The organism is Streptomyces sp. WZ-12, from assembly GCF_028898845.1.
In the GTDB taxonomy this organism is placed as follows: Bacteria; Actinomycetota; Actinomycetes; order Streptomycetales; family Streptomycetaceae; genus Streptomyces.
In genome coordinates this window covers 7483997-7510138 of sequence record NZ_CP118574.1, presented here as the reverse complement: position 1 = coordinate 7510138, position 26142 = coordinate 7483997, and the positions used below count along the sequence as shown (strand labels likewise).

Annotated in this window: 18 protein-coding genes; 5 read left to right on the top strand and 13 right to left on the bottom strand. The window is 75.5% G+C overall.

The genetic code is table 11. From position 1 onward, the window contains the following. Positions 1 to 36: 36 nt before the first annotated feature. From PV796_RS32815 to PV796_RS32785, 7 genes are all read right to left on the bottom strand, one after another. Positions 37 to 4719: a hypothetical protein gene (locus PV796_RS32815; RefSeq protein WP_274917320.1), complete on the bottom strand. Its 4683-nt coding sequence runs from the start codon at positions 4717 to 4719 to the stop codon at positions 37 to 39. Between the two features lie 53 nt (positions 4720 to 4772). After that, on the bottom strand, positions 4773 to 5726 hold the full coding sequence (locus tag PV796_RS32810; RefSeq protein ID WP_376569900.1) for a hypothetical protein: 954 nt from the start codon (positions 5724 to 5726) through the stop codon (positions 4773 to 4775). 109 nt (positions 5727 to 5835) lie between these two features. Beyond that, positions 5836 to 7374: a hypothetical protein gene (locus PV796_RS32805; protein WP_274917318.1), complete on the bottom strand. Its 1539-nt coding sequence runs from the start codon at positions 7372 to 7374 to the stop codon at positions 5836 to 5838. Between the two features lie 132 nt (positions 7375 to 7506). After that, positions 7507 to 8172, bottom strand: coding sequence for a pyroglutamyl-peptidase I (pcp, locus tag PV796_RS32800; RefSeq protein WP_274917317.1), 666 nt, complete (start codon positions 8170 to 8172; stop codon positions 7507 to 7509). A gap of 57 nt (positions 8173 to 8229) precedes the next feature. Further along, positions 8230 to 9198: a DUF979 domain-containing protein gene (locus tag PV796_RS32795; RefSeq protein WP_274917316.1), complete on the bottom strand. Its 969-nt coding sequence runs from the start codon at positions 9196 to 9198 to the stop codon at positions 8230 to 8232. Beyond that, on the bottom strand, positions 9195 to 9905 hold the full coding sequence (locus tag PV796_RS32790; protein ID WP_274917315.1) for a DUF969 domain-containing protein: 711 nt from the start codon (positions 9903 to 9905) through the stop codon (positions 9195 to 9197). The genes PV796_RS32795 and PV796_RS32790 overlap by 4 nt, the downstream gene beginning before the upstream one ends. A 157-nt stretch (positions 9906 to 10062) precedes the next feature. Continuing rightward, positions 10063 to 10806: a GntR family transcriptional regulator gene (locus PV796_RS32785; RefSeq protein WP_274917313.1), complete on the bottom strand. Its 744-nt coding sequence runs from the start codon at positions 10804 to 10806 to the stop codon at positions 10063 to 10065. A 192-nt stretch (positions 10807 to 10998) separates the two neighbouring features. Here PV796_RS32785 and PV796_RS32780 point away from each other — a divergent pair, with 192 nt between their 5' ends. The 4 genes from PV796_RS32780 to PV796_RS32765 all read left to right on the top strand — a co-directional run bounded on the left by PV796_RS32780 (position 10999) and on the right by PV796_RS32765 (position 13822). Beyond that, positions 10999 to 11775: a LamB/YcsF family protein gene (locus tag PV796_RS32780; protein WP_274917312.1), complete on the top strand. Its 777-nt coding sequence runs from the start codon at positions 10999 to 11001 to the stop codon at positions 11773 to 11775. Further along, positions 11772 to 12485, top strand: coding sequence for a 5-oxoprolinase subunit B family protein (locus PV796_RS32775; protein ID WP_274917311.1), 714 nt, complete (start codon positions 11772 to 11774; stop codon positions 12483 to 12485). The genes PV796_RS32780 and PV796_RS32775 overlap by 4 nt, the downstream gene beginning before the upstream one ends. Continuing rightward, positions 12482 to 13375 carry a 5-oxoprolinase subunit C family protein gene (locus tag PV796_RS32770; RefSeq protein WP_274917310.1) on the top strand — a complete coding sequence of 298 codons (894 nt, stop codon included), beginning with the start codon at positions 12482 to 12484 and terminating at the stop codon, positions 13373 to 13375. Before PV796_RS32775 ends, PV796_RS32770 begins: the two co-directional genes overlap by 4 nt. A gap of 156 nt (positions 13376 to 13531) precedes the next feature. After that, a complete protein-coding gene (locus PV796_RS32765; RefSeq protein ID WP_274917309.1) occupies positions 13532 to 13822 on the top strand; it encodes a hypothetical protein in 291 nt (96 codons plus the stop codon). Positions 13823 to 13882: 60 nt separating this feature from the next. Here the strand turns inward: PV796_RS32765 and PV796_RS32760 are convergent, their stop codons facing one another. From PV796_RS32760 to PV796_RS32740, 5 genes are all read right to left on the bottom strand, one after another. Beyond that, positions 13883 to 17515, bottom strand: coding sequence for a hydantoinase B/oxoprolinase family protein (locus PV796_RS32760; RefSeq protein ID WP_274917308.1), 3633 nt, complete (start codon positions 17513 to 17515; stop codon positions 13883 to 13885). Then, positions 17512 to 18372, bottom strand: coding sequence for an SGNH/GDSL hydrolase family protein (locus tag PV796_RS32755; protein WP_446750645.1), 861 nt, complete (start codon positions 18370 to 18372; stop codon positions 17512 to 17514). Before PV796_RS32755 ends, PV796_RS32760 begins: the two co-directional genes overlap by 4 nt. Next, positions 18369 to 19589 carry a glycosyltransferase gene (locus tag PV796_RS32750; protein WP_274917306.1) on the bottom strand — a complete coding sequence of 407 codons (1221 nt, stop codon included), beginning with the start codon at positions 19587 to 19589 and terminating at the stop codon, positions 18369 to 18371. Before PV796_RS32750 ends, PV796_RS32755 begins: the two co-directional genes overlap by 4 nt. Further along, complete coding sequence (locus PV796_RS32745; RefSeq protein WP_274917305.1) at positions 19586 to 20719, bottom strand: glycosyltransferase family 4 protein; 1134 nt, start codon at positions 20717 to 20719, stop codon at positions 19586 to 19588. The genes PV796_RS32750 and PV796_RS32745 overlap by 4 nt, the downstream gene beginning before the upstream one ends. Before the next feature lie 113 nt (positions 20720 to 20832). Next, the gene (locus tag PV796_RS32740; RefSeq protein WP_274917304.1) at positions 20833 to 22257 is read right to left on the bottom strand and encodes a HEAT repeat domain-containing protein; all 1425 of its coding nucleotides are present in this window, start codon (positions 22255 to 22257) and stop codon (positions 20833 to 20835) included. 312 nt (positions 22258 to 22569) lie between these two features. On the opposite strand from PV796_RS32740, the gene PV796_RS32735 reads away from it, so the two are divergent. After that, positions 22570 to 24036, top strand: a complete 1467-nt coding sequence (locus PV796_RS32735) for a PP2C family protein-serine/threonine phosphatase (protein WP_274917302.1) — start codon at positions 22570 to 22572, stop codon at positions 24034 to 24036. Between the two features lie 403 nt (positions 24037 to 24439). Here PV796_RS32735 and PV796_RS32730 read toward each other — a convergent pair whose 3' ends face one another. After that, complete coding sequence (locus tag PV796_RS32730) at positions 24440 to 25966, bottom strand: DNA-binding protein NsdB (RefSeq protein ID WP_274917301.1); 1527 nt, start codon at positions 25964 to 25966, stop codon at positions 24440 to 24442. Positions 25967 to 26142 lie beyond the last annotated feature (176 nt).

The following is a 26142-nucleotide window of genomic DNA, read 5'->3' as shown; positions in this document are numbered from 1 at the left end:
ACGCCCGCGGCGGCCGCCCCGGGCGGGGCGGCCCGCTCAGCCGCCCACCGATCCGGTCGCCGCCTCCGCCGCCGGCTCCTCCGGGCGGCGGTACATCCGGGTCGCGGTGATCTGCCCGTGCACCGCCTCGTCGGACGCGTCCGCCTGCGGCAGGCCGGGGCGCAGATGTTCCTCGACGCTGATGTACTTCAGGCCGGCGCGCAGGTCGGCGTCGTTGCGCAACCGGATGACCAGCGGGAACTCCGCGAGCGCGGTGGTGTCGAACAGGCCGGTGGTGTAGAGGAGTTGGACGCCCAGTGCGTCGGCGACGGCGCGCTGGAGCTCCAGCAGATAGGTGGCGTTGGCGCGGCCGATGGGGTTGTCCAGGAACAGCGTGCCGGCGTGCCGCTGCTTGTCGCGACCCCGGTCGTTGCTGCGCAGCGCCGCCATCGTGCAGTACAGGGCGATGGCCGCGGTGAGCAACTGGCCGCCGGAGAACACGTCGCCCATCTGCCCGACCGGCACCCGCTCGGCCCGCAGCACCGCGTCCGGCTTGAGGATCTCCACCGCCACCCCGCGCGGCTGGAGCGCGGCCTGCACGCCGCGCAGCAGCAGGGACATCCCGTCCCGGCGCAGATCGCTGTTCTTCCTCACCGCCGCGCGGGTCGCCTCGTCGATGACCTCGCCCAACCGCTCGCTGAGCGTGGCCTGGTCGGGGTCCTCGAAGCGGATCCGCAGGAACTCCTGGCCGGACCACTCCCCCAGCCCCTCGGGCAGTCGGGAGAGCCGCTGCGCGGAGCGGAGCGTGGTCAACGAGGACTCCACCAGGCCGCGCAGCCGGTCCACGATGGAGTCGCGGTTGCGCTCCAACTGCGCCAACTCGTCGGTGAGCACCCGCAGTCGGGGCGCGAACGCCTCCGCCCACTTGGCGGCGTGGTCCGGCAGCGCCGCGGCGGGCAGCTCGCGGATCTGCTGGCGGGCGGGGGTGCGCACCTGCTCGTAGCGGGTGGAGTTGGCGTGCCGGACGAGGACGTCGGCGGCCTCGCGGACCGCGGACTCGGCGGCGGAGAGGTCGGCGGCGCAGCCGCGCAGCGAGCGGCGGGACTCGGCGGCCGCCTGCCGGGCCTCGGCGAGGCTTCCGGCGTACGGCTCGATCGACGCCTCGGCACCCTCCGCCCCCCTTTCGGCGTCCGGGTGGTCCCGCAGCAGATCGCGCAGCAGCGCGGCGGTCTCGTCGAAGCCGCCGGCCGCGTCCTCGGCCGCGCGGTGCGCGCGCAGCAGCTCCTCGTGCTCGCCGCGGGCGGCCTCAAGTGCCTCGGTGGCGGTGGCCAGTTCGGCGCCCGCGGTGCGCAGCAGCTCCTTGGCCCGCTCGGCGTCGGCGGGCACCAACTCTTCGGGCAGCTCGGTGTGCGCCTCGCCGTCGATGGGCGCCAGCCGCTCCGCCTCGCCGCGCAACCGGCCGAGCTGCTCGCTGGCGGTCGAGGCGCGGGTCTCCAGCATCTGCACCAGCGACTCGGCGCGGGCCGCGGCGGCCTGCCGGGACGGGCCGTCGGCCGCGTCCGGGCTCTGCAGCAACTGCTCGGCGCGGGTGCGGACCTTGTTGGTGAGGCGGTTCAACTCGGCCAGCGCGGCGGACTCGTCGCCCTCCGCGCGGGCCTGCTCGGCACGGAGGTCGGCGCCGACCCCGACCTTCTCGTAGAGCTGGGAGGCCGCGCGGTACGCCTCGCGCAGCGCGGGCAGCGACGTGCCGGGCTCCTCAGCGGACGCGCCGAGGTCGTCGGGGACGCCGGCGATCTCGGCGCGCTCGGCGCGCAGCGCGCTGGCGGTGCGGCGGGCGTCGTCGGCGGCCCGCTGGGCGGCCCGGCGGTCCTCGTCGGCGGCCCGGGCGCGGTCCACGCACTCCTCGGCGCGGGCCTCGAACTCCGCCGCCTCGTCGGCCAGTTCCCGCATCCGGGACTGCCAGCCGGCGCGCTCGCGGAGCCGGTGGGCGAGGCCGGCGAGCAGGTCGGCGGCGCGGCGGGCGCGCTGGGCGGCCTCCTGCCGCTCGTCGCGCACCCGGGTGGCCTCGGTGGCGGTCTCGTCGGTCTCGGCGCGGGCCGCGCGGGCCTCGGCCAGCTCGGCGGCGGCCTCCTCCGCGGCCGCCCGCGCGGCCTCGGCGGCCTCGGCGAGCTCGGCGAGCCGGCCGGCCGGGCAGCCGGCGCGCCAGGAGCCGAGGCGGGCGGCGAGCGCGCGGTCGCCGGCGAGCCGGGCGGCCAACGCCCGGATCTCCTCGTCCCGTTCGGTGGCGCGGGCGCGCAGCGCGCGGCGCTCCTCGTCGGCGGCGGACTCGTCGTGCATGGCCGGGTTGGGCGGCACGAGGAAGACGCCGGTGTCCTCGGCGTCCTGGGGCGGGGTGGGTGCCAGCAGCGCCGCGGCGGTGCCCACCGCGACGGCGGAGCGCGGCAGCAGCGCGGCCTGCGCCAGCACCTCGCGGGCCCGGGCGTGGGTGTCCGGGTCGGTGATGATCACGCCGTCGACGAGCTCGGGGCGGGCGGCCAACACCCGGGCGTGGTCGGCCGGGTCGACGGACTGGGCGAGATAGCGCCAGCCGGGCAGCGCGGGAACGCCGTGCTCGCCGAGGAACTCCACCGCGGCCAGCACGTCCGGGCCGGGCGGCAGCAGCCCGCCGTCGCCCAGCGCCCCCAGGATGCGGGCGTCGTCGGCGGCGGCCGTGCGCAGCTCGAACAACTGGCGCTCGGCGGCCGCGACGCCGCCCTCCAACAGCTCGTGCAGGGCATCGGCGCTGCGGTCCACCTCCTCGGCGGTGAGCGGCCCGGCGGGGCGGCGCGGGGCGGCGGACCCGGCGCCATCAGCCGTGCGGGGGCCGGGCAGGGCGATCGCCGACGCCTCGGGGAGGCCGAGGAGTTCGGTGAGCCGCTGCTCGGCGCCGATCGACTCGGCGGCCCGGCGCTCGGCGTCGTGGGCGCGCTCGGCGGCCTGGGCGGCGTCCTCGGCGCGGGCCGCGGCGAGCTCGGCGGCGGAGTGCCGCGCGGTGGCCTCGCGGGCCCGGTCGGTGGCCTGCCGGGCGGCCTCACGGGCGACGTCCCACGCCTCCACGGCGGTCTTCTCGGCGTCGGAGGCGGCGAGCGCGGCGCGGGCCGGGTCGGCGTCCGGGGCGCTGTCGTCGAGCCAGCCGGCGCGGACCGCCTCGGCGGTCTCCTCGGCGACCTCGGCGAGCCGCTGCTTGAGGTGGTCGGCCTCGCTGCGGGCGCGCTGGGCGTGGGTGGCGGCGGAGGTGGCGTCGCGGTGGGCCGACTCGCCGGCCTCCTGGAGGGCGGCGGACCGCTCCTCGCCCTCGCCCGCGAGGCGTTCGCTGGCCTCGGCGGCGCGCTGGAGGGCGCGCACCAGGTCGGCGGCGGCGGTGGCGCGGGCGGCCAGCGCCGGGGCGGCGTCCCGCTCGGCCTCCCGGATGGCGGCGGCGACCCGGGCGGAGCGGTCGGCGGCGGCGCGGTGCCGCAGCGCGATCTCGGCGGCCTGCCAGGCGCTGTGCAGGGTCCGGGCGTCGTTGAGCTCGCGGCGCTGGGCAGCGGCGCCCTTCTCGGCGGCGGCCAGCGCCAACGAGGCGTGCCGGTAGGCGAGTTCGGCGGAGACCAGGGCGCGGCGCCCGCGGGTGCGCTCGGCGTCGGTGACCCGGTGCGCGGCGCCGGCCACCGCCTCGGCCAACTCGGCGGCCCTACCGCGCTCCTCGGTGCCGCGGGCGTGCAGCCGCTGGGCCAGGGCGCGGGTGCGGCGCTCGGCGCCGGTGTGCACCTCGCGGGCCAGGTCGCGGGCCCCGGCGGCCTCGACGATCTTGGAGAGCAGGTCCAACGAGCCGGCGGTGAAGTCGCGTTCGGCGGTCAGCTCGGCGCGCCGGCCCAGCTTGTGGGCGAAGCCGTGCACGAGGTCGGCGAGGCCGTCGGTGTCCCGGGTGTCGGTGACCGCGCGCAGCAGCAGGTCGGTGAAGTCGGAGTCGTTCTTGACCGCGAAGAGGCCGGCCGCCTCGCCCTCGTCGGCGTTCATCTCCCGCTGGTAGCGGAAGAGTTCGGGGTCCAGGCCGAGGTCGCCGAGGTGCTCGTTCCAGCGCTCGTGGACCTCCTCCCAGACCACGTCGAGGTGGGGGTAGTTCTTGCCGGCCTCGGTGAGCGCGTCGCGGAAACCCTTCATGGTGCGGCGCCGGCCGTGCGCGCCGGAGTTGCCCTCGCCGCCCTCCGTGCGGGGGCGGACCAGGGTGGCCTCGGCGACCGGGAGGGAGTCCAGGCTCATGCCGGGGCCGGGCCGGAAGCTGTACCACGCCTCGGCGAACTTGCGCGGGTCGTTGGAAACTTGGCGGCCGCGCCACTCGCTGACCTTGCCGACCACGACGGACTCGCCGGTGACGACGTGCTGCCACTCCAGGGCGACATGGCCGCAGTCGTCGGCCAGCAGGAACTTCCGCAGCACGCCGGAGCTGGCGCCGCCGAGGGTGTTGCGGTGGCCGGGCAGCATCACCGAGAAGATCAGCTTCAGCAGGACGGACTTGCCGCCGCCGTTCTCCAGGAAGAGCACGCCGGCCGGGGCCGGGCGGCGCGGCGGGCCGACCGGCTCGTCCTCGAAGAAGTCCGCCTGGGCGGGGGCCGGCTGCGGCACCGGTGCGCCGACCCCGCGCAGGTCCAGCACGGTGTCGGCATAGCGCGCACCGGCCGGCCCGATGGAGTAGAGGCGGACCCGGGACAGCTCGTACATGGCGGACTCTCGTTGGTGTGTGGGTGGGTCGGTGGTCGGGATGGGCGGCGGCGTCAGCCGGAGTGGAACGGCAGTCCGGCCTCGGCGACCAGGTCGAGGTCCTCGGTCTCCTCGCCGGGCAGCAGCGAGGCGCTGCCGTCGGAGACCGGGACCACGCCCAGTTCGAGGAGTTCGGCCATGGCGGCGGTGCCGGCCATGTCGCGGACCTGGAGCTGATAGCGGGCGGTGGTGCGGTAGGTGCCGCCGGCGTCGTCGCCGGTGCGCTGGAGGAAGCCGGAGTCGACGAGGAAGGTGACCGCCTTGGCGATGATGCCGGTGGTCGAACCGGCCAGCCGCCGGGCGTCCTTGGTGGCGCCGGTGGCGCTGCGCCGGGCGTAGACCCGCCAGGCGGACTCCAGGCCGGGGGCGTCGCTGACCGGGTCGGTGTTCTCGCCGTCCGCCTCGGCGCGCTCCTCAAGCCGGCGGCACGCCTGGCGGACGAAGGCGTCGACGCCGTTGACGGTGATCCGGCCGATGTAGCCGTCGTCGGCGAGGTCCTCGGGGCGCGGGAACGCCATGGCGGCGACGGCCAGATGGGCCAGGCCGTGCAGGAAGCGGTCGGCGGAGTCGGCCGAGGCGCGGCGGGCGTAGTCGCCCATCCGGACCGCGAAGACGGAGTCCTCGGCGGCGGTGACGGCCATCCCGGCGCGGGTGGAGACCTCCAGGACGACCAGGCCGAGGCCGCTGGCGACCGCGTCGGCGAGGCGGGCGAAGGCGGGCTCCTCGCGGTACCGGCGGAGCAGGTCGCCGTATTCGGCGTCGCGGGCCGGCAGCAGCTTGGGCTGGAGGCCGAAGGAGACCAACCGGGCGGCGTCGGCGGCGTCCGCGGGAGTCAGCGCAGGGGGTCTCCCCTGTTCGAGCGGAGCCGAGAACTCGGGGAAGGGCCCGGCCGGGGCCGGTTCGGGGGCGTCGGCGGGCGCGCCCCAGGCCGCCTCGCCGGTGCCGGGCGCCGGGTCGGGCTGCGGCACCTCGTCGGCGTCGTACTGGGTCACGGGGCAGGCTCCTTGCGGGGGACGGTCGGGGGTATCTCGTGGCGGGGCGGGGGCGCTATCCGGGGCGCGCGCGGCGCGGTGGGCATCAGGCCACCTCCGAGCGGTCGGCGGCCATCCCGGCGGCGTCCAGCAGGGCGGTGCCGACGATGAGGTCGGCGCCGCCGAACTCGGGGTCTGTCAACTCGGTGCCGTCGTCCACCGCGAAGAGCAACTGCTGCTCGCCCTGGCGGTAGGCGGTGCCGACCGGGGGGCTGGCGGCGTGCACCGCCAACAGGGCGACCAGGTACGGGAGTTCGGGATCGCCGCGGCGGGCCTCGGCGAGCAGGCCGGAGAGCCGGCGGGGGGCGTCGGCGGGGAGGTCGAGCAGCGCCATCGCGGCGTCGAGCTGGGCCTCGCTGAAGCGGCTGTCGTCGGGCGTGGCGATCAGGTCGGGCTCGGGCATCTCGGCGCCGAGGTGCTCGCGCTCCACGGGCGGGGTGAGCAACACCTCGACCAGATCGACGATCCGGACGGCGGCGGGGGTGCGCAGGCCGGTGCCGCGGGCGAAGAAGGCGTCGGTGACCCGGGTGGCCTGCTCGACGGGGAGCGGCAGTACGGGGGCGACGAGTTGGCCGTAGAGGTCGAGGCCGGTGCGGGCGGCGGGGGCGGCGAACGCCTGGCGGTCCTGCTCGGCGCGGAAGAGCGGGCCGGCCTCCAACAGGCGGGACTGGAGCTGGGTGTGCCGGCGGATGCAGTCCTTGACGATGTCCACCAGCTCGGCGGCGCGCCGCTTGTGCTCACCGGTCTTCTCGTCGACGGCCTCGGCCTCGTCGCGGGCCTTGCGGATGTTGGTGAGGATGGCGTTCTCGTGGCGGTAGCGGTCCGCCACGTGGTCCAGCGCCTCGCTGATCATGTCGGGGACGGCGCGCAGCCAGTCGACCGAGCGGACGTTGCGCCGGGTGGCCTCCAGGGTCTTGCGGAGGGTCTCGGCGTACTGGACGGTGCGGTAGCGCGCCTGCTCGGCGGCGAGCTGGGCGTCGGCCAGCCGGCCGCGGCTGATCAGCACCTCCAGCTTGACCTCGGCGGCGATCTGGGCGCTGGTGACGTCGGTGTCCAGGGCGCCGACGAGGACGTTGACCGCCTCGTCGGTGGCGCGGAGGTAGACGCTGCCGCCGGCGCCGGGGACCTCCTCGATGAGCTTGAAGTCGTAGTCGCGGCGGACGTACTCGCCGTCGGCGGTGAAGGTGCCGTAGACGGCGCGGAAGCCGCGGTCCACGCTGCCGACGTTGATGAGGTTCTCCAGCACCCAGCGGGCGACCCGCTCGTGCTCCGCCGCGAGGCGGTCCGGGGCCTGGGCGGCGACCCGCGGGAGGACCTTGGCCACTATCTCCTCGTGGTCGGCGCCGGTGTCGAAGTCCATGTTGAGGGTGACCAGGTCGATGACGGCGAGCGCCACCTCCGCCATCGCGTACACCCCGTACTCGCCCGCGAGGTTGGCCTTGCGCGCGTCGAGGTCGTGCAGCGGCGCGGTGCACGCCAGCGCGCGCAGCCGGCGGGCCAGTCCTTCGTCGGCGGCCGGGCCGGGCGCGGGCCGGCTCTGGCCGTTGAGCTGGGGCGCAGCCGCGCCCGGGGCGGAAGAAGTCACGCCGCACAGCGTAGGCGCTGGCACTGACAACGGACGAAACGGCACGGATCCCCTCATGGGCGGACCGCGCCCGGACCCGTTGACGGGCCCGCGAGCCGGCCGACCGGCCATTTTACCGGGGGCGTCACCGGCTCAGTGCGTGGCCCCCTCCGCGACCCGCAGGTCGGTGCGGGTGCGGGCGGCGGTGGCGGCGACCTCCCGCAGCGCGGCGGCGATCGCGGCGATCGGCAGCGACGGCTGGGCGCGGTCGGTGACCTGCTCCGGCGCATACGGGACGTGCACGAACCCACCGCGCATCTGGGGCAGTTCGGTGGCGATGAGGTGCGCGAGCCCGTAGAAGACGTGGTTGCAGACGAAGCTGCCGGCGGTGTGGGAGACCGAGGCCGGCAGGCCCGCGGCACGGACGGCGGCCACGCACGCCTTGATCGGGAGGGTGGCGAAGTAGGCGGCCGGGCCGCCCGGCACGATCGGTTCGTCGATCGGCTCCGCGCCCGCGCCGTCGGGCATGCGGGCGTCGTCGATGTTGACGGCGACCCGTTCCACGGTGATGTCGGGGCGCCCACCGGCCTGCCCGACACATACCACTACATCGGGACGAATCCCCGCGATCGCGGCGCGCAGGGCCGTGACCGATCCACCGTAGACGCAGGGCAGTTCGGCGGCGTACAACTGCACGCCGTCGAGCGGGGCGGCCACCGCGGCGCGCACCGCCTCCCAGGACGGGTTGAGGGATTCGCCGCCGAAGGGCTCGAATCCGGTCAGCAGGACGCGGGTCGGCTCGGTGGTGGGGGCGGTCATGCGGTCCCTCCTCGTGGGTGCGGGCGGCGGGGGCCGCCGGGGGTCAACGGGCGGACGCTAGAAGGCGAACAGCGCCATGATGACGATGTTGCAGCCCAGCAGGACGCCGGCGGTCGGCAACTGCGCCTTGATGGGGCCGTACTGGTCCTTCAGTTCCAGCAATGCCGCCGGGACGATGTTGAAGTTGGCGGCCATCGGGGTCACCAGGGTTCCGCAGAAGCCGCAGAGCATGCCCAGCGCCAGCACCGCGGCCGGATTGCCGTGGAAGTGCCCGATCAGGACGGGCCAGCCGACCGCGGCGGTCATCACGGGGAAGGCGGCGAAGGCGTTGCCCATGATGAGCGTGAAGGCGAACATGCCCACGCAGTAGACGGCCACCGCGACGTAGAGGGAGTCCTTGGGCAGCAGCGCGGTGGCCAGTTTGCCGACCTGGCCGCCGACCCCGGAGACCTGGAAGATGGTGCCGAGCGTGGCCAGCATCTGGGGCAGCAGCATCGCCCAGCCCATCGCCTCCAGCATGGTGCGGCCGGACTCCACGGGCACCGAGAGCCGCTTCTCGCGCAGCAGCACCATGCCGACGACGAGCGCGACGACCGCGCCGATGCCGAGCCCCAGAATCGTCTCGCTGCCTTCCTGGAGGACCGGTTGGCCCCCGAGGGAGAGGTGCTTGACGCCGATGGCGCAGGCCATCGCCACGGCCGGGATGGTTAGGGCGGGGAGGAAGAGCTTGTTGCCCAGGCGGGCGGCGCTGGCGGCGCGCTCCGTGGGCGTGGTGGTGCGCGGGGTACCGCGCCCGGTACAGCCGAAGCCGGCCAGGGCGGCCATGACCAGCACCGCGACGCCCAACGGCTCGGCCGGCGCCCGCTTGGTGACGACCCAGCTGCTGTAGATGAACCCGGCGCCGACCAGGCCCCAGAAGGCGCCGGTGCCGAAGCGCTTGGGGTTGCCGCGGTCGGTGACCATCTGGCCGGCCATCACCAGGAAGCTGAGGCCGACGAGCCAGTAGAACCACTCAGCCTTGATCATCGGGTGGCCTCCGCTGCGGGGGTGGACTGGACGTTGGCGGCGAGCAGTTCGCGCTCCAGGTAGCGGTCCAGCCGCAGCAGCCGCCAACCGTGGACGACGAAGGCGCACACCGCGGTGGGGATCGCCCACAGCGCCAGGTGCAGCGGTTCGAGGTGGGTCCCGTAGGTGGTGTTGACGAAGCCGGTGATCAGCAGGATGGAGCCGACGGCGAGGAAGACGTCCTCGCCGAAGAAGAGGCCGACGTTGTCCGCGCTGGCCGCGAACGAACGGACCTTCTCCCGGGTGTGGGACGGGAGTTGGCCGTGCCGGCGCTCGGCGGCGCCCTCCGCCATCGGGACGGCGAGCGGCCGGACGGTCTGGGCGGGTCCGAAGACGTTGGTGAGTCCGACGGCGGCGCCGATCTGCCGCAGGCCCAGGTAGAGCGCGAGGAAGCGCCCGGTGGTGAGCCGGCCGAACTTGGCGATGAGGGTGCGGGCCTGCTCCTGGAGGCCGTAGCGCTCCAACAGGCCGATCACCGGGAGGGTGATCGCGAAGATGGTCACCGCGCGGCTGCCGGCGAAGCCCTCGCCGAAGGCGGCCAGCACCTTGGTGGGCGTCAGCCCGCCGAGCAGCCCGGTGAGGATGCCGGCCACCGCCACGACCAACAGGGGATTGCGTTTCGTGGCGAAGCCGATGACGACCACGAGCACGCCGAGCAGCACGATCATGGAGATCCGCCTTCCGCGTACGGGGAGTGCCCCCGCGTGCGCGCCGGCCGCTGAGCGGGGGCACGGACGTCAAGGGAGCGACAAGAGATTGCAGCGGAGGCTATGCGATTGTTGAACGATCCGACAAGGGGTCGGCGCCGACAAAACGGGAGCGCGCTCAGCCCTCGGCAATGCGCTGGGCGTACGCCGCCGACAACTGGCCGCGCGAGTCCTCCAGATAGGCCCGCAGCAACCGCTCGCCCGCGACCGCGTCACCGGCCAGCAGCGACTCCGCGATCTGCCGGTTGCGGACCAGGTAGGGCGCGTAGAACCGCTGCGGGTCGGCCATCACATGGAAGACCAGCCGCAGTTCGGCCAGCACCCCGCGCATCAGCTCGTCGGTCCGCGGGCTGCCGGCGAGCGCCACGATCGCCTGGTGGAAGCGGAGGTTGGCGGTCGACAGCTCCTCCCAGACCCGGTTCGCCGCCGCCTCCTCGCCGGCCCGCACCGCCGCCTCGATCGCCGCCACCGACGCGGCGACCTCGGGCCCGTACGGGCCCTGCCCCAGCCCGCGCACCGCGGCGCACTCCACCAGCGCCCGCACCCGGAAGATGTCGTCCAGGTCCTCGACGGTGACCATCCGCACGAAGACCCCGCGGTTGAGCCGGTGTTCCAACAGCCGCTCGTGGGTGAGCAGCCGGAAGGATTCGCGCAGGGTGTTGCGCGAGACGCCCAGCGCGCCGCCGATGCTCTCCTCCGACAGCCGTGCGCCGGGCGGGAAGTAGCCCTCGGTGATCCGGTCCCGCAGGATGTCGGCGACCCGCTCGGCCGTGCTGGCGCGGCCGAGCAGCGCGCGGTCCTGTTCCAGCCCCGCGACCTCGGCGAGCCGCCGCCGGTCGTTCCTCGTCACTCCGCCCGCCATACCGCCTACCGCTTTCGTCCCGTTCGGCCGGACCGCCGGCCCGTCCCGCTGCGATGTCAGCCGCAGTCAATCCCAGATGACGGGACGGGACAACACACCTCTTGTCGGATCGTTCAACGATCGGTACGTTGGCTTGCGCTTCGGCACTCCCGCATCCGCCTCCCGCAACCCGCGCACCCGGAACGGACATCCATGAGCGATTCGGCGGCCCCCGGCCTCATCGACCTCAACGCCGACCTCGGGGAAGGGTTCGGCCGCTGGCAACTCACCGACGACGAGGCGCTGCTCTCCGTCGTCACCAGCGCCAACGTCGCCTGCGGCTTCCACGCCGGCGACCCCTCCACCATGCGCCGGGTCTGCGAACTGGCCGCCGCCCGCGGCGTGGTGATCGGCGCCCAGGTCTCCTACCGGGACCTGGCGGGCTTCGGGCGCCGCGCGATGGACGTGCCCCCGGAGGAGCTGGCCGACGAGATCACCTACCAGATCGGCGCGCTGGAGGTCTTCGCCCGGGCCGCCGGCGCCCGCGTCGGCTACGTCAAGCCGCACGGCGCGCTCTACAACCGCTGCGTGCACGACGCCGAACAGGCCACCGCGGTGGTCGCCGGCATCCGCGCCGCGGGCGGCCGCCTCCCGGTCCTCGGGCTGCCCGGCTCGCTCCTGCACCGCGCCGCCGGGGAGGCCGAACTCCCCGTCGTCGCCGAGGCGTTCGCCGACCGCGCCTACACCGACCGGGGCACCCTCGTCCCGCGCCGGGAGGCGGGCGCGGTGGTCCACGACCCCGACGCGGTGGTCAAGCGCGCCGTCGGCCTGGCCCGCGACCACGCCGTCACCGCCCGCGACGGCGCCCGGATCGCCGTCGCCGCCCGCTCCCTGTGCCTGCACGGCGACACCCCGGGCGCCGCGGAGCTGGCCCGGCGGGTCCGGGCTGAACTGACCGCGGCCGGCGTCCGCATCCGGAGCTTCGTGTGACGGCCCAACGCCCCGGCGCGCCCGGGCCGTTGCCACTGCGGGCCCGGCCGGTCGGCGAGCACGGGCTGCTGGTCGAGTTGACCGGCGACGAGGACGTCGAGGCGCTCCACGCCGAACTGCTGCGCCGGGCCGCCGACGGCACCCTGCCCGCGGTCCGCGAGGTGGTCCCGGCCGCCCGCACGGTCTTCCTCGACGGCCTCGCCGACCCCGGCGCGCTGGGCGCGGAGCTCGCCACCTGGCGCGTCCCGCCGCCGGCCGCCGGCGACCGCCCGGCCGTGACGATCCCGGTCCGCTACGACGGGCCCGACCTCGCCGAGGTCGCCGCCCTGTGGGGCGTCACCCCCGACGAGGTGGTCCGGCTGCACTCCGGCACCGCCTTCCGGGTCGCGTTCTGCGGATTCGCGCCCGGTTTCGGCTACTTGACGGGGCTCGCCGAGCCCCTGCACGTGCCCCGTAAGGAGACCCCCCGCACCCGCGTCCCGGTGGGCTCGGTCGGCCTGGCCGGCCCGTACACCGGGGTCTATCCGCGCGCCTCCCCCGGCGGTTGGCGGCTGATCGGCCGCACCGACGCCGCGCTCTGGGACCCGGGGCGGGTGCCGGCGGCGCTGCTCGCCCCCGGCACTCCCGTCCGCTTCGTCCCCGAGGACCTGCCGCTGCCGGCCCCCCGCACCGCTCCCTCCCGCCACGCCTCCGAGGAGCCCGCCCGATGACCGACCGCGCCCTGACGGTGGTCCGGGCCGGCGCGCTGACCTGCGTCCAGGACCTCGGCCGGCCCGGCCACGCCCACCTGGGCGTGCCCCGCTCCGGTGCGCTGGACGAGCCGGCGCACCGGCTCGCCAACCGCCTGGTGGGCAACGGGACTTCGGCCGCCACCCTGGAGACCACCCTCACCGGGTGCGCGGTCCGGCTGCGCACCGCCACCACCGTCGCGGTCACCGGCGCCGCCTGCCCGGTGACGGTGGACGGCCGCCCCGCCCCCTGGGGCGCACCGGTCCGCGTCCCGGCCGGTGCGGTGCTGGAGGCCGGTACCGCCACCCACGGGGTGCGCTGCTACCTCGCCTTCGCCGGCGGCGTGGACGCCGAGCCGGTGCTCGGCAGCCGCGCCACCGACCTGCTCTCCGGCCTGGGCCCGGACCCGCTCTCGGACGGCGCGGTGCTCCCGTTGGGGACCCCGCACGGGCCCCCGGCCGCCGCCGACGCGGTCCCGCACGCCGGCCCGGCCGCCGAGTTGGTGCTGCCGTTCCTGCCCGGGCCGCGCGCCGACTGGTTCACCGCCACCGGGCTGCGCACCCTGGCCACCGGACGGTTCCGGGTGTCCCCGGCCTCCAACCGGATCGGGCTGCGCACCGAGGGCCCGCCCCTGGAGCGCGCCCGGGACGGCGAACTCCCCAGTGAGGGCATGCCGTTGGGCGCCCTCCAGGTACCGCCCGACGGACTACCGGTGCTCTTCCTGCACGACCACCCCACGACCGGCGGCTATCCGGTCGCGGGCGTCGTCCCGGAGCGCTTCCTCGCCGCGGCGGCGCAGGCTACACCAGGGACTCCGGTCCGGTTCGTACGGATGGGCCGGCGGCCGGGCCGGGCGGCACACTCCGGTTGACACTGGAGCACACCACCGGCACAAGTGCGCTTCGTGCGCCGGCAGTTCACGCCTGACGCCCCTCCTCCTCCCGCATCGCGGGCACCACAAAGGGGCACTGTCCGTAGCGGATCAACCGCACCGAGTGAACATCTCGGGCTCCGCACGGAAGGAACCATGACCACCATGCGCCTCGTCCCACGCCTCGCCGCTGCACTCAGCGGTCTCGCCCTCGCCCTCGGCGGCGTCACGGCCCTCGCCCCGGCCGCCCACGCGTCGCCGCAGAGCTGCTTCTACCACGTTCTGCAGCAGAATCCCAGCGCGATTCCGGAGCTGCTCGAACGGGCCTGCCTCATCGGGGCGTCGGGCACCCCCGAAGGCTTGCGGGGCTGCTACGCCGAGTTGCGGAAGGACTGGGTCCCCGCCGCGCTCGCCTTCGAGGCGTGCCGCCACGCCGCCCGGGAGTAGCGGCAGCCGACCCCGCCCGCCCGGTTGCGGACGCCGCGGCGTCCGCAACCGGGCCGCCGACTACGCCACCCCGTACCCCCCGCCCCCCGGCGTGCGGATCACCAGCACGTCGTCCACGCCGACCTCGGCCGTGTCGCAGCCCCGCAGCTCCTCGTGCGAACCGTCCGCCCGCTCCAGGGAGTTGGCGCCCAGTGCACCGGGCCCGCCGCCGGCCATCCCGTAGGGCGGCACCCTGCGGTGCCCGGTGAGCAGCGCGATGGTCATCGGCTCCAGGAACCGCAGCCGCCGCTCCGCCCCGCGGCCGCCGCGCCAGCGGCCGGTGCCGCCGCTGCCCTCGCGCAGCGCGAAGCCCTCGACGCGGACCGGATAGCGCCACTCCAGCACCTCGGGGTCGGTGAGCCGGGAGTTGGTCATGTGGGTCTGCACCGCGTCCGCCCCGTCGAAGCCGTCGCCGGCGCCCGCGCCGCTGGCCACCGTCTCGTAGTACTGCACCCGCGCGTTGCCGAAGGTGAGGTTGTTCATCGTGCCGGAGCCCTCGGCCTGGACGCCCATCGCCGCGTAGAGCGCGCCGGTCACCGCCTGGGAGGTCTCCACGTTCCCGGCGACGGTGGCCGCGGGGAAGACGGGCGCCAGCATCGAGCCCTCCGGGATGCGCACCTCGACGGGCTTGAGGCAGCCGCTGTTGAGCGGGATGTCCTCGGCGACCAGGGTGCGCAGCACGTACAGCACCGCGGCCAGCACCACCGAGCTGGGCGCGTTGGCGTTGCCGGGCAACTGCGGGGAGGTGCCGGCGAAGTCGAGCACGGCGCTGCGGGCGGCCCGGTCGACGGTCAGCGCGACGCGGATCTCCGCGCCGCCGTCGGTCTCGTAGCGGTACCGCCCGTCCGGCAGCCCGGCGAGGATCCGGCGCACCGACTCCTCGGCGTTGTCCTGGACGTGCCCCATGTAGGCCCGCACGACGTCGAGGCCGAACTGCTCGACCATCCGCCGCAGTTCGCGGATGCCCTTCTCGTTGGCGGCGATCTGGGCGCGCAGGTCGGCGAGGTTGACGTCCAGGGCGCGCGAGGGGTACAGCCCGGAGGCGAGCAGCGCGCGGGTCTCCCGCTCGCGCAGCCGTCCGTCCCGGACCAGCAGCCAGTTGTCGAAGCGGATGCCCTCCTCCTCGATGGTGCGGCTGAACGCGGGCATCGAACCGGGGGTGATGCCGCCGATCTCGGCGTGGTGGCCGCGGGAGGCGACGAGGAACAGCAGTTCCCTGCCCCCGGTGTCGAAGACGGGGGTGATGACGGTGACGTCCGGCAGGTGGGTGCCGCCGTGGTACGGGTCGTTGACGGCGTAGGCGTCACCGGGCCGCAGGTCCTCGCCGCGCCGCCGCAGCACCTCCTTGATGGACTCCCCCATCGATCCCAAGTGGACGGGGATGTGCGGGGCGTTGGCGATCAGGTTGCCGGTCGCGTCGAAGAGCGCGCAGGAGAAGTCCAACCGCTCCTTGATGTTGACGGAGTGCGCGGTGTTCTCCAGGCGGACGCCCATCTGCTCGGCGATGGCCATGAAGAGGCTGTTGAAGACCTCCAGCATCACCGGGTCGGCACCGGTGCCGACGGCGGTCCGGGCGGGACGCGGCCGGGCCCGGGTCAACCGCAGGTGGCCGCGGGCGCCGACGGTGGCCCGCCATCCGGGATCGAGGACGGTCGTGGCGTCCTCCTCGGCGATGATCGCCGGGCCGGTGAGGGTGTCGCCGGGCCGCAGCTCGGCGCGGCGGAAGAGACCGGCCTCCCGCCACCGCCCACCGGCGTGCATCCGGACCGTCGCGACCGGCGCCAACCCGCCCTCCCGCTCGCCCAGTTGGACGTCGTGGTCGGCGGCCCCGCCGGCCGCGCCGCTGGCCTCCACCGACACCGCCTCGGCGACCAGCGGCTTGTCCATGGTGAAGGCGTACCGCTCGCGGTGCGCCCGGACGAACTCCGCGGCCATGGTGGCGGCGTCGGCGAGCGGCACACCGATGGTGGAGTCGGTGCCGGCGTAGCGGACCAGGACCCGGGCGCGGGTGGCGAGCGACGCCTCCGGCACGCCGTCGGCCAGGAGTTCCCGCCGGGTCTGCCGGGCGAGGTCGGCGCAGACCGCGCGCACCCGCGCCATCGCCGCGGCGTCCTCCAGCGGCTCCTCGACGGCCTGTTCGCGCATCGCGGTGGCGTCGGCGACCCCGATGCCGTACGCGGAGAGCACCCCGGCCAGCGGCGGCACCAGGACGGTGTCGACGCCCAGCGCGTCGGCGACCGCGCAGGCGTGCTGGCCGCCCGCGCCGCCGAAGCTGACCAGCGTGTAACGGGTGATGTCCCGGCCGCGCTGGACGGAGATCTTCTTGACCGCGTTGGCCATGTTGAGCACCGCGATGTCCAGGAAGCCGGCGGCGACCTCCTCCGGGCCGCGGTCGTCGCCCGTCTGCGTGGCGGCGCGGGCGGCCAGCTCCGCGAACCGCTCCCGGACGACCCCGGCGTCCAGCGGCCGGTCGCCGTCCGGGCCGAACACGGCCGGGAAGTGGTCGGGTTGGATGCGGCCGAGCATCACGTTGGCGTCGGTGACGGTGAGCGGGCCGCCGCGCCGGTAGCAGGCGGGGCCGGGGTCCGCGCCGGCGGAGTCGGGGCCGACCCGGTAGCGGCGGCCGTCGAAGTGCAGGACGGAGCCGCCGCCGGCGGCGACGGTGTGGATGTTCATCATCGGGGCGCGCATCCGCACCCCGGCGACCTCGGTGCCGAAGATCCGCTCGAACTCGCCCGCGTAGTGCGAGACATCGGTGGAGGTGCCGCCCATGTCGAAGCCGATCACCCGGTCCGCGCCGCCGTCCGGGCCGTCCGGGCCGTCCGCGCGGGCGGCCTCCGCGGCCGTCCGCACCATGCCGACCACCCCGCCCGCCGGGCCGGACAGCACCGCGTCCTTCCCCCGGAAGTGGCCGGCCTCCCGTAGCCCCCCGTTGGACTGCATGAACAGCAGCCGGATTCCGGGGAGTTGGGCGGCCACCTCGGCGACGTAGCGGCCCAGGATCGGCGAGAGGTAGGCGTCCACGACCGTGGTGTCGCCGCGCGCCACCAGCTTCATCAGCGGACTGACCTCGTGCGAGCAACTGACCTGGGTGAAGCCCGCCTCCCTGGCGAGCGCGGCGACCGCCCGCTCGTGCGCCGGGTAGCGGTAGCCGTGCATCAGCACCACGGCCGCGCTGCGCAGGCCCCGCGCGCGGGCCCGCCGCAACTCCTCGCGCACCGGCGCCCGTTCCAGCGGCCGGAGCGGCTCGCCACGGGCGCCGACCCGTTCCGGCACCTCGATCACCCGGTCGTAGAGCGCCTCCGGCAGCACGATCCGCCGGTCGAAGATCCGCGGCCGGTTCTGGTAGGCGATCCGCAGCGCGTCCCGGAAGCCCGCGGTGGTCAGCAGCACCGTCGGCTCGCCCGTGCGCTCCAGGAGGGCGTTGGTGGCGACCGTGGTGCCCATCTTGACCACCGCGACCCGCTCGGCCGGGACCGGCTCGTCCGGGCCGAGCCCCAACATCATCCGGATTCCGGCGACCGCGGCGTCCCGGTAGCGCTCGGGGTGGTGGGAGAGCAGCTTGCCGGTGACCAGGTGCCCGTCCGGCCGTCTGCCCACCACGTCGGTGAAGGTGCCGCCGCGGTCGATCCAGAACTCCCAGCGTCCGGTCATCCCGCCATTGTCGCAGCGCCGCCCGGCTCGGTCAGGGCCGCGAGGGCACTGCGGGTGGCGTTCTCGGCCGCCGCGTCCAACAGCCGCACGGATCCGGCCAGGCCGTACCGGCACTCCTGTACGGCCAGCGCCAGCAGGCCCGGCAACAGGTCGGTGCACCGGTCGGCCACCCACCGGGTGCCGCGGGTCGCCATCCACACCGCCGAGCCGGTGCGGGTCGGCGGCGGGCCGTCGAGGGTGAGCGGGGGCGGCGGTCCGACGGCCAGATCGCGGGCGGCGAGCACGGTGTGGAAGCCGCGGGCCAGCAGCCGGTGGCCGCGCTCACTGGGGTGCAGCCGGTCCACGCTCCAGGTGGCCCGCTCCGCCACCCAGGGATGGTCGGCGAGGTGCAGATGGACGCCCCCGTAGCGCGCGGAGACCGCGTGCACCACGGTGTTGACGGCCCGCATCCGGCGCGCCAACGGGCGGGCCAGCGGGGCCGGCAGCCCCAGCATCCGGCCGGGGTCGGGCAGGCACGCGGTCAGCACCACCGTCCCGCCGGCGCTCAGCGCGCCGTGCGCCCGGTCCAGCGCGGCCGCGACCCGCTCGATGGCGAAGGCGGCGCGCAGGGTGTCGTTGGCGCCCGCCAGGAGGGACGCGTAGCGCGGCGCGAGCGCGCGCGCCACCGGCAGTTGCTCGCGCGCCACCTCGTCCGCCAATGCGCCGCTGCGCGCCAGGTTCACCAGCGCGACGCCGCCGGGCCGCTCCCCCAACGCCTCGGCGAGCAGCGCCGCCCAGCCCCGCCAGCCGCCGCCGGCCACCGGGTCGCCGAGCCCCTCGGTGAGCGAGTCCCCGAGGGCCACGAACCGGGGCGTCACCGCGGGCCCCGGGGCGCCACCGGGCGCGCGGGTTCCGCCCCGGCCGGCCGCGGCGCGTCATGGGCGGCCAGGAAGGCGGCCACCGCGGGCCGCCAGCCGTAGTTCTCGGCGCACCGCCGGGCGGCGGTCCGGCGCGCCGACTCCGGCCGCGCCAACACCCGTTGGACGGCGTCCGCGAAGGACGGTCCGTCGTCGAGCGCGGTCTCCCCGCCGTCGGCCACCAGCCCGGCCAGCGCCGAGGCCGCGCTGGCGACCACCGGGGTGCCGCAGGCCAGCGCCTCCAGCGCGGCGAGCCCGAACGTCTCGGCCGGCCCCGGAGCCAGGACCACATCGGCGCTCGCCTGGAGCGCCGCCAACCGGGCCGGGTCGGCGAGGTGCCCCAGGAACGCCACCGGTTGCCGCGCCGCCCGCGCCCGTCCCTCCAGGCGCGCCCGCAGCGGCCCCTCACCGGCCACCACCAGCGCCGCGTCAACGCCCCGCCGTCGCAGCGCGTCCAGCGCCTCCAGGGCCCGTCCCGGCCGCTTCTCCGTCGACAGCCGGGAGCACAGCAACAGCAGGACCCGGTGCCGCCCGGCGTACCGACCGCGCAGCGCGGCGCTGTGCAGCTCCGGGTGGCGGGCGACCAGATCGACGCCGAGCGGGGCCCGCACCACGTTCCGTGCCCCGGCCCGCACGAACTCCGCCGCCGCCCACTCGGTCGTGCACACCACCCGGCTGTAGGCGTACCCGGTACGGGAGTTGACGCGGTCGGCGACGGCACGGGCCAGCGGGCGCGGCACGCCCCAGGTGGCCAGCACCCCGTCCACGCTCTCGTGCGACACCATCACCGCTGGGACCCGGGCCCGCCGCGCCCACTCCCCCGTCCACCGCAGCGTGGTGCGGTCCGAGACCTCCAACCGGTCCGGGGCCAGCCCCTCCAACAGGCGGCGGAGCCGGCGGCGGTCGGTCAGCACCCGGTAGCCGCCGCTGCCCGGCACCACCGCCCCGGGGAGGGTCAACACCCGCCCCTGGGCGGTCTCCTCGTCCCGTATACCGCGCGGGCCCAGCGCGTCCGGCGGGCCCGGCACGATGAGCACCGGCTCGTGGCCCGCGGCCCGGTAGCCGGCGCCCAGTTCGCGCAGCGCGGTGCGCAGCCCGCCGGAGGCCGGGGTGACGAAGTTGGCGAGCCGGACGATCCGCAGCCCCGCCCGGCCGCCCCGGGCCCGGCGCGCCGTCATGCCGCCACCGCCGTCCGGTCGGCCAACACGTCCCCGTAGTGGCCCAGCAGTTGGTCGCCGACCGCCTCCCAGGTGCGGGTCGCGACCGCCCGCCGGCCCGCGGCGCCGTACCGCACCCGCAGCTCCGCGTCCCCGCCCAGCGCCCGCACCGCGTCCCGCAGGGCACCGCCGTCCCCGGGCGGGACCAGCAGCCCGGTCCGCCGGTGGTCGACGAGGTCCAGCGGCCCGCCGGCGGCCGGCGCGACCACCGGCACCCCGGACGCCATCGCCTCCTGCACCGTCTGGCAGAACGTCTCGAACGGGCCGGTGTGCACGAAGACGTCCAACGAGGCGTGCAGCCGGGCCAGTTCGTCGCCCGTACGCCGGCCCAGGAACCGCACCCCGGGCAACTGGGACCGCAGTGCGGCGGCGCTGGGCCCCTCGCCGATCACCACGGTGCGGACCCCGGGCAGCCGGGAGGTCTCGGCCAGCAGCCGCACGTCCTTCTCCGGCGCCAGCCGCCCCACATACCCCACCAACAACTCCCGCCCCGCCAACAGGGAGCTGCGCAGCACCGCGTCCCGGCGCCCCGGATGGAACCGCTCCGAGTCGACCCCGCGCGGCCACAGCCGCACCCGGGGCACCCCGTGCTCGGTGAGGTCCAACAGCGCCGCGCTGGACGGCGCCAGGGTCAGGTCGGCGGCGGCGTGCACCGCCCGGATCCGCCGCCAGGCCGCCGCCCCGCCGCGCCCCAGGTACGTCCGCGCGTACCGGGCCATGTCCGTCTGGTAGACCGCGACCGCCGGCACCCCCCGCCGTGCCGCGGCCGCCATCCCCCGCGCCCCCAGGACGAACGGGCTCGCCAGGTGCACCAGATCGGGCCGGTGCCCGTCCAGCGCGGCGGTCAGTCGCCGCCCCGGGAGCGCGATCCGCACCTGCGGGTATCCGGGCAGCGGCATCGAGGGCACCCGCACCACCGGGCACGGGCTCTCCTGCGCGTACGGCGCGGCGGCGGGCGCGGAGTTCGCCAGCGGCGCGATGACCAGCGGTTCGTGTCCGCGCCGGACGAGGTGGCGGGCGGTCTGGAGGGCGCAGTGCGCGACGCCGTTGACGTCGGGCGGGAAGGATTCGGTCACGAGGACGACACGCATACCGCTGTTGTCGACGCGCCGTGCGTGGACCGGGCCAAGGGGATCTTTCCAACCGGCGAACGTCCCATGAGCGTTCGCCCACCCGCCCGGTCAGGCGGTTCTGCCGGGCCGCCTCACACCGCGGGGGCGTCCGGCTCGATGCGGGCCCGCACGGCGGTCTGCACCTCGGCCTCCTCGGCCGGGTCGGCGGCCAGCCGGCGGAGCTGCTCGACGACCCGGTCGTCGGCGGTGGCCGCGTGCCGGGCGGCCAGCTCCCGGGTGGTCTCCTCGCAGTCCCACAGGCACTCGACGGCGAAACCGGCCGGGAAACCGGGGTCGGTCGCGGCGAGCGCGGCGGCGGCCCGGCCGCGCAGTTGGGAGGAGGACGTCTCGCGGTAGAGGTGGCGCAGCACGGGCGCGGCGCAGGCGATCTTGAGGCGGCCGGCGCCGTCCACCAACTCCCACAGCGCGCAGGCGTTCGGCCCCTCCTCCCGCACGGTGCGGCGCAGCGCGGCCAGCACCAGCCCGGTGTCGCGGCGGGCGCCCCGGCGGGCCAGCATGGCGGCGGCGGACGCGCCCAGCCGGTCGCCGCGCGACGCCCAGATCCGGGCCCGCTCGACCGCGGCCACGCTGCGCATCCGCTCGTACGCGCAGAGCGCGGCGGCGATCAGCGGCTCGGCGGCGAGCGGGTCGGTGACGGCCTCCTCGACGAGGTCCAGGACCGCCGCATCGCCGCGCTCGGCGAGGTGGTGGAGGACGGCGGCGCGCGCCGCGTCCGGCCCGCCGCGACCGGCCCGCAGCAGCTCGACGCGGTCCTCGGGACCGGCGACGGCGCTCAGGCAACGGGCGGCGGCGAGATAACGGTGCTCCTCGGGGCGCGGTTCGAGCTCCTCCTGGGCCCACTCCAGCACCTCGGTCACGCTCCAACCGGGGCGCGGCCCGCGCGGCCGCAACTGCCGCTGCCAACGGCCGAAGGACCCGTCCTCCTTGGCCGCGACCAACCGCGCGCCATAACGGGCGTCCTCCGCCCACAGCCGCCACGGCCGGGGCTCGAAGGCGTCGCGCACGGCGGCGGCCAACTCGGCCGCGCCCTGGGCGGTCTGGGGGAAACGGGCCAGCACGGCGGGGGCCAGGCTCATCAGCCCGGCGTCGTCGTCGCGCAGCGCCAGCTCGTCGAGGGCCCAGCGCCAGTTGCTGCCGACCGCGGCGTAACTGCGCAGCAGCAGCCGGGCGGCGTCCCTGCCGTAGGAGGCGAGGTGGCCGAGGACGGCGAGGGCGAGGCCGGTGCGCTCCTCCTCGGTGTCGGTGCGGTCGTCGGGGTGGAAGAGGTGGCGTTCGATCTCCTCAAGACCGCCGTCGAGCTGCATGTAGAGGCGCGCGTAGTAGAGCGAGCGGTTCTCCACCTGCCAGTCCCGGCGCGGGTCGCGCAGCACACTGTCGTTGAGTGCCGCGAGCGCCTCGGCCCGCGGCGCCGCGAGGGCATGCAGGGTCCCGTCGCCGCGGCCTCGCTGGAGGAGGCCGAGCAGGGTGCCACTGGGCGCTATGTCTGGATCGAACATGAGGTCAGCATCCGGTGCGGGGGGCAGGCTGGCAACGGGATTTCCGCTGACCGGCATTCTTGCCGGTGGCCGCGGGCCCTATGCGTCGTTCCCCCCGTGGATCGGTGGGGTAGACAGCTCTACGGCGGCCGCAGCCTAGCGTGGAACGCTTCATTCCGCCGATTCGGGCCCGGTTGCCGAAGGGAAGCCGTTGGCATATGCCGGTCGCACCACCGTATCGGGTAATGCCAAATCCCTTACGCACCGTCGCAGCCTGTGCAAGAGTCGTAACCGGCCCATACGTTCCGGCGCCGCCTGATCACGGAGTACGTCATGCCGCCCCCTCTCTTCGCGGATCACCCAGCCGATCGGACCCCCGAGCGCGACGCGGTCGAGGCACTCATCTCGCAGGCCCGCACCCTGCGCGGTGGCCTCGACGCGGTACGCAGAGAGTCCTCGGTGGCCGGTGACCTCGCCGCCGACCCGCAGCTTCGCTGGCAGCGGGCGCTGTGCGAGCTCGCCGTCCATCACCTGGACGACCTCGGGGGCCATCTCGACCAGCTCAGAGAGGGCCTGCCGACCGTGCCCGCCGGGGCGCCGGGGGCGCTCGCCGAACTGCCGGCCGCCCCGCCCGCACCGGCGGCGCCCGCGCCCGGCGCACTGCTGCGCCGGGTCGGCAGCGCCGAATGGAATCTGCTCACCGACGAGGTCAACTGGTCCGACGAGCTCTTCACGATGTTCGGCCGCGACGAGACCGACGGCCCGTTGACGCTGGACGAACTGCCCTCCCTGGTACACCCCGACGACCAGGAGCAGCTGGCCGTGATGGTCACCGACTGCCTGGTGGACGGCCGGCCGATCGACGGCGAGTTCCGCATCGTGCGCACCGACTCCGGCATCCGCACGGTCCACATGGTCGGCGAACCGGTGCTCGACGCCGACGGCGGCACCGCCTGCATGTGGGCCGTGCTCCGGGACGTCAGCGAGCTGCGCCGCAGTCAGATGGCGGTGCGCGAGACCGGCGACTCGCTCCAGCGCCAGCAGCACATCGCACAGACCGAGCACCGGCTCGCGGTCGAGCTCCAGGAGGCCGTACTGCCGCCGTGGCGCGGCCCGCTGCGGTTCCCCGGGAGCGGCCCGGTCACGCTGGAGCTCGCCGGCCGCTATCTGCCCGCCGGCACCTCCGCCCTGATCGGCGGCGACTGGTACGACGCACTGCAACTCCCCGACGGGCGCACGCTGTTGAGCGTCGGCGACCTCACCGGGCACGGCGTGGCGGCGACATCAGGAATGGCCATGGTGCTCGGCGCGCTGCGCGGGATGGCCGTGGCCGGGCACCGACCGGGCCAACTGATGGGCTTCCTCAACCAACTGCTGGACACCGCCACCCAGCCGGCACTGGGCAGCGCGGTGTGCTGCCAGTTCGATCCGGCGACCCGGACGCTGGAGTGGGCCCAGGCCGGACACCCCGCGCCGCTGCTGTTCCGCGGCGGCACGGGGCGCGCGCTGGACCCGCCGGAAGGCGTGCTGCTCGGCGCCACCTCCGGCGCGAGCTACGGCCAGCGCACCGAGCGGCTGGAGCCCGGCGATCTCCTGGTGCTGCACACCGACGGCCTGGTCCCGCGCCGCACCCACGGCCCGGAGAGCGCCCACGGGGGCACCGAGCGACTCCTGGCCCTGGCGCCGCGGTTCGCCGCGGCCCGCAGCGCGCAGGACAGCGTCCGCGCGGTGGTCGAGGAGTTCGGCGCCATCGAGCGCGAGGACGACGCCTGCGTGCTGATCGCCCGGGTCGGCGACTGACGCGACGACGCGGCCGTCGGGGGCGGGCCGGCCGCGGCCGCGCCGCCCGCCCCGGGGGCTCGGCGCGCCCTACGGAATGACAGCGCGCCACCCGTATCGCTTTTGCGGCGTTTACGCCATGTGTCAACGAGGGCCGTGCAGTTGAGGAGTCGATCAGCGGGTCGGCGGGCGGGGTAGACGGCGGCGGGACGGTCAGCAACTCGATCGGCATCGGCGGACCGATCGACGGTGCGACTACGGGTTCGGTGATCGGCAGGATTGTCGTAGGCGTTGCCGGGCGGTTTCGCCGTCGGCGGGGCGTCAACGGGCTTCAGGGGCCGCGGACATGGGGGACGGTGTCCCGAGGCCGGGCGCGGGCCTGGCCGGCGGATTCCCGTGGGCACCCGGGGGCGGGCGGCACGGATCAGATCCCGAAGTTCGGCTCCCCGGCCGCCCTGAGGCCCGGCGCCAGGCCCCCGCCCTTCCCCTTGGGCTTCGGCTTCGGCAGGACCTGCTGGAGCTCCTCGCGGAGGTCCTGGATCTTGCCGCAGCCGGCGTACTGCCCGGTGAGCCGGAACATCTCCCGCAGCCGGTCCCAGGTGCGGTGCGAGGAGTTCTCCCCGATGCAGACCAGCGCCAACCGGGCGTAGCGGTCGGCCCGTTCGGGATCGTCGCCGATGAAGCAGGCCGAGGCCATCGAGATGTAGTCGAAGATCTGCGACCGCTGATGACCGGTCTTGCGCAGTTGGAGCGCCTTCGTGGCGTGGCTCTGTGCCATCTTGGCCGCGGCGGGGTCGTGTTCGGCCAGGGTGCGGAACGCCAGCGCCTGCATGCCGTGCAGATCCGCCTCGTCGAACATCTGCATCCAGGCCGGCGGCGGCACATCGGCCCGGTCCGAGACGAACAACTCCTCGGCCTCGCCGAGGGTGCGGCGCATCGCCTGGCCGTGCCCCTTGGACGCGTGCGCCCACGCCTCGATGGTGTGCAGCATGGCGCGGGTACGCGGCAGGGTCTCCTGGCCCGAACCGGACTTGGCCAGCTTCATCAGGTCGAGGGCGTCGTCCGGGCGGCCCAGGTGGACCATCTGCCGGGCGGCCCGGGAGAGCGCCTCGCCGGCGCGCGGGCGGTCGCCCCCCTCGCGGGCCGCGTGCGCCGCGATGATGAAGTACTTCTGCGCGGTGGGCTCCAGGCCCACGTCGTGGGACATCCAGCCGGCCAGCACCGCGAGGTTGGCCGCCACACCCCAGAGCCGGCGCTGGAGGTGCTCGGGGTGGCGGTAGGCGAGCATCCCGCCGACCTCGTTGAGCTGGCCGACCACGGCCTTGCGCTGGAGGCCGCCGCCGCGGGCCGCGTCCCAGCGGCGGAACACCTCGACGGAGTGCTCCAGGGCGTCGATCTCCTGCGACCCCACGGGGGCCGCCTCGTAGCGGTCGAGGCCGATCTGGTCGAGTTCGTGCAGGGATTCGTGGGCGAGCGGATCGTCGTGGCGGAGGGCGAGCGGAGCGGGGTCGGTGTGCAGCCAGTCGTGCAGGGCGCCGGTGAGTGCGGAACCCGCGGCGAGCGCCGCGCCGGCCCCCACCAAGCCGCGTCGATTGAGCATGAGGTCCATTCCCGTGAATTCCGTGAGGACCGCTGCGGTCCGCTCGGGCGCCCACGGCAGACCGTCCATGGCCTGCCGCTTCCCCGCGCGACCGGTCCGGGCGAACCCGAGGTCCTCGGTGGTTACGACACGGCCGAGGCGCTCGGTGAAGAGGGAGGCCAGCACCTTGGGCACCGGATCCCTGGGGGTCTCCCCCATGTCGATCCAGCGCCGCACCCGCGAGGTGTCGGTCGCCAGCTGCGGATGGCCCATGGCCGCCGCCTGCCGGTTGACCAGCCTCGCGAGTTCTCCCTTGGACCAGCCGGCCAGGCCGAAAAGGTCCGCGAGACGCGTGTTTGGCTCCCTGCTCACGTCAAGCCCCCAGGTTCCTCGACTGAGTTGACAGTAACGGCCGTTGACGTGCGCTGCGAGCATTCGCCAGGGTTCGCCAGGGTGCGCCAGATGGTCTGCCACCCGCACCCGCGTGTTCGGTAGGTGTGCAGCCCCCGGCCCGGTGGCGGGACCGCATTCCCCAGGGTGCGTGCCCT

What these genes read in the sequence shown, in the direction of transcription:
- PV796_RS32815 (WP_274917320.1), bottom strand. Translation starts at nt 4,719, where the DNA reads ATGTACGAGCTGTCCCGGGTCCGCCTCTACTCCATCGGGCCGGCCGGT.
- pcp (WP_274917317.1), bottom strand. Translation starts at nt 8,172, where the DNA reads ATGACCGCCCCCACCACCGAGCCGACCCGCGTCCTGCTGACCGGATTC.
- PV796_RS32795 (WP_274917316.1), bottom strand. Translation starts at nt 9,198, where the DNA reads ATGATCAAGGCTGAGTGGTTCTACTGGCTCGTCGGCCTCAGCTTCCTG.
- PV796_RS32790 (WP_274917315.1), bottom strand. Translation starts at nt 9,905, where the DNA reads ATGATCGTGCTGCTCGGCGTGCTCGTGGTCGTCATCGGCTTCGCCACG.
- PV796_RS32785 (WP_274917313.1), bottom strand. Translation starts at nt 10,806, where the DNA reads ATGGCGGGCGGAGTGACGAGGAACGACCGGCGGCGGCTCGCCGAGGTC.
- PV796_RS32780 (WP_274917312.1), top strand. Translation starts at nt 10,999, where the DNA reads ATGAGCGATTCGGCGGCCCCCGGCCTCATCGACCTCAACGCCGACCTC.
- PV796_RS32770 (WP_274917310.1), top strand. Translation starts at nt 12,482, where the DNA reads ATGACCGACCGCGCCCTGACGGTGGTCCGGGCCGGCGCGCTGACCTGC.
- PV796_RS32765 (WP_274917309.1), top strand. Translation starts at nt 13,532, where the DNA reads ATGACCACCATGCGCCTCGTCCCACGCCTCGCCGCTGCACTCAGCGGT.
- PV796_RS32760 (WP_274917308.1), bottom strand. Translation starts at nt 17,515, where the DNA reads ATGACCGGACGCTGGGAGTTCTGGATCGACCGCGGCGGCACCTTCACC.
- PV796_RS32750 (WP_274917306.1), bottom strand. Translation starts at nt 19,589, where the DNA reads ATGACGGCGCGCCGGGCCCGGGGCGGCCGGGCGGGGCTGCGGATCGTC.
- PV796_RS32745 (WP_274917305.1), bottom strand. Translation starts at nt 20,719, where the DNA reads ATGCGTGTCGTCCTCGTGACCGAATCCTTCCCGCCCGACGTCAACGGC.
- PV796_RS32740 (WP_274917304.1), bottom strand. Translation starts at nt 22,257, where the DNA reads ATGTTCGATCCAGACATAGCGCCCAGTGGCACCCTGCTCGGCCTCCTC.
- PV796_RS32735 (WP_274917302.1), top strand. Translation starts at nt 22,570, where the DNA reads ATGCCGCCCCCTCTCTTCGCGGATCACCCAGCCGATCGGACCCCCGAG.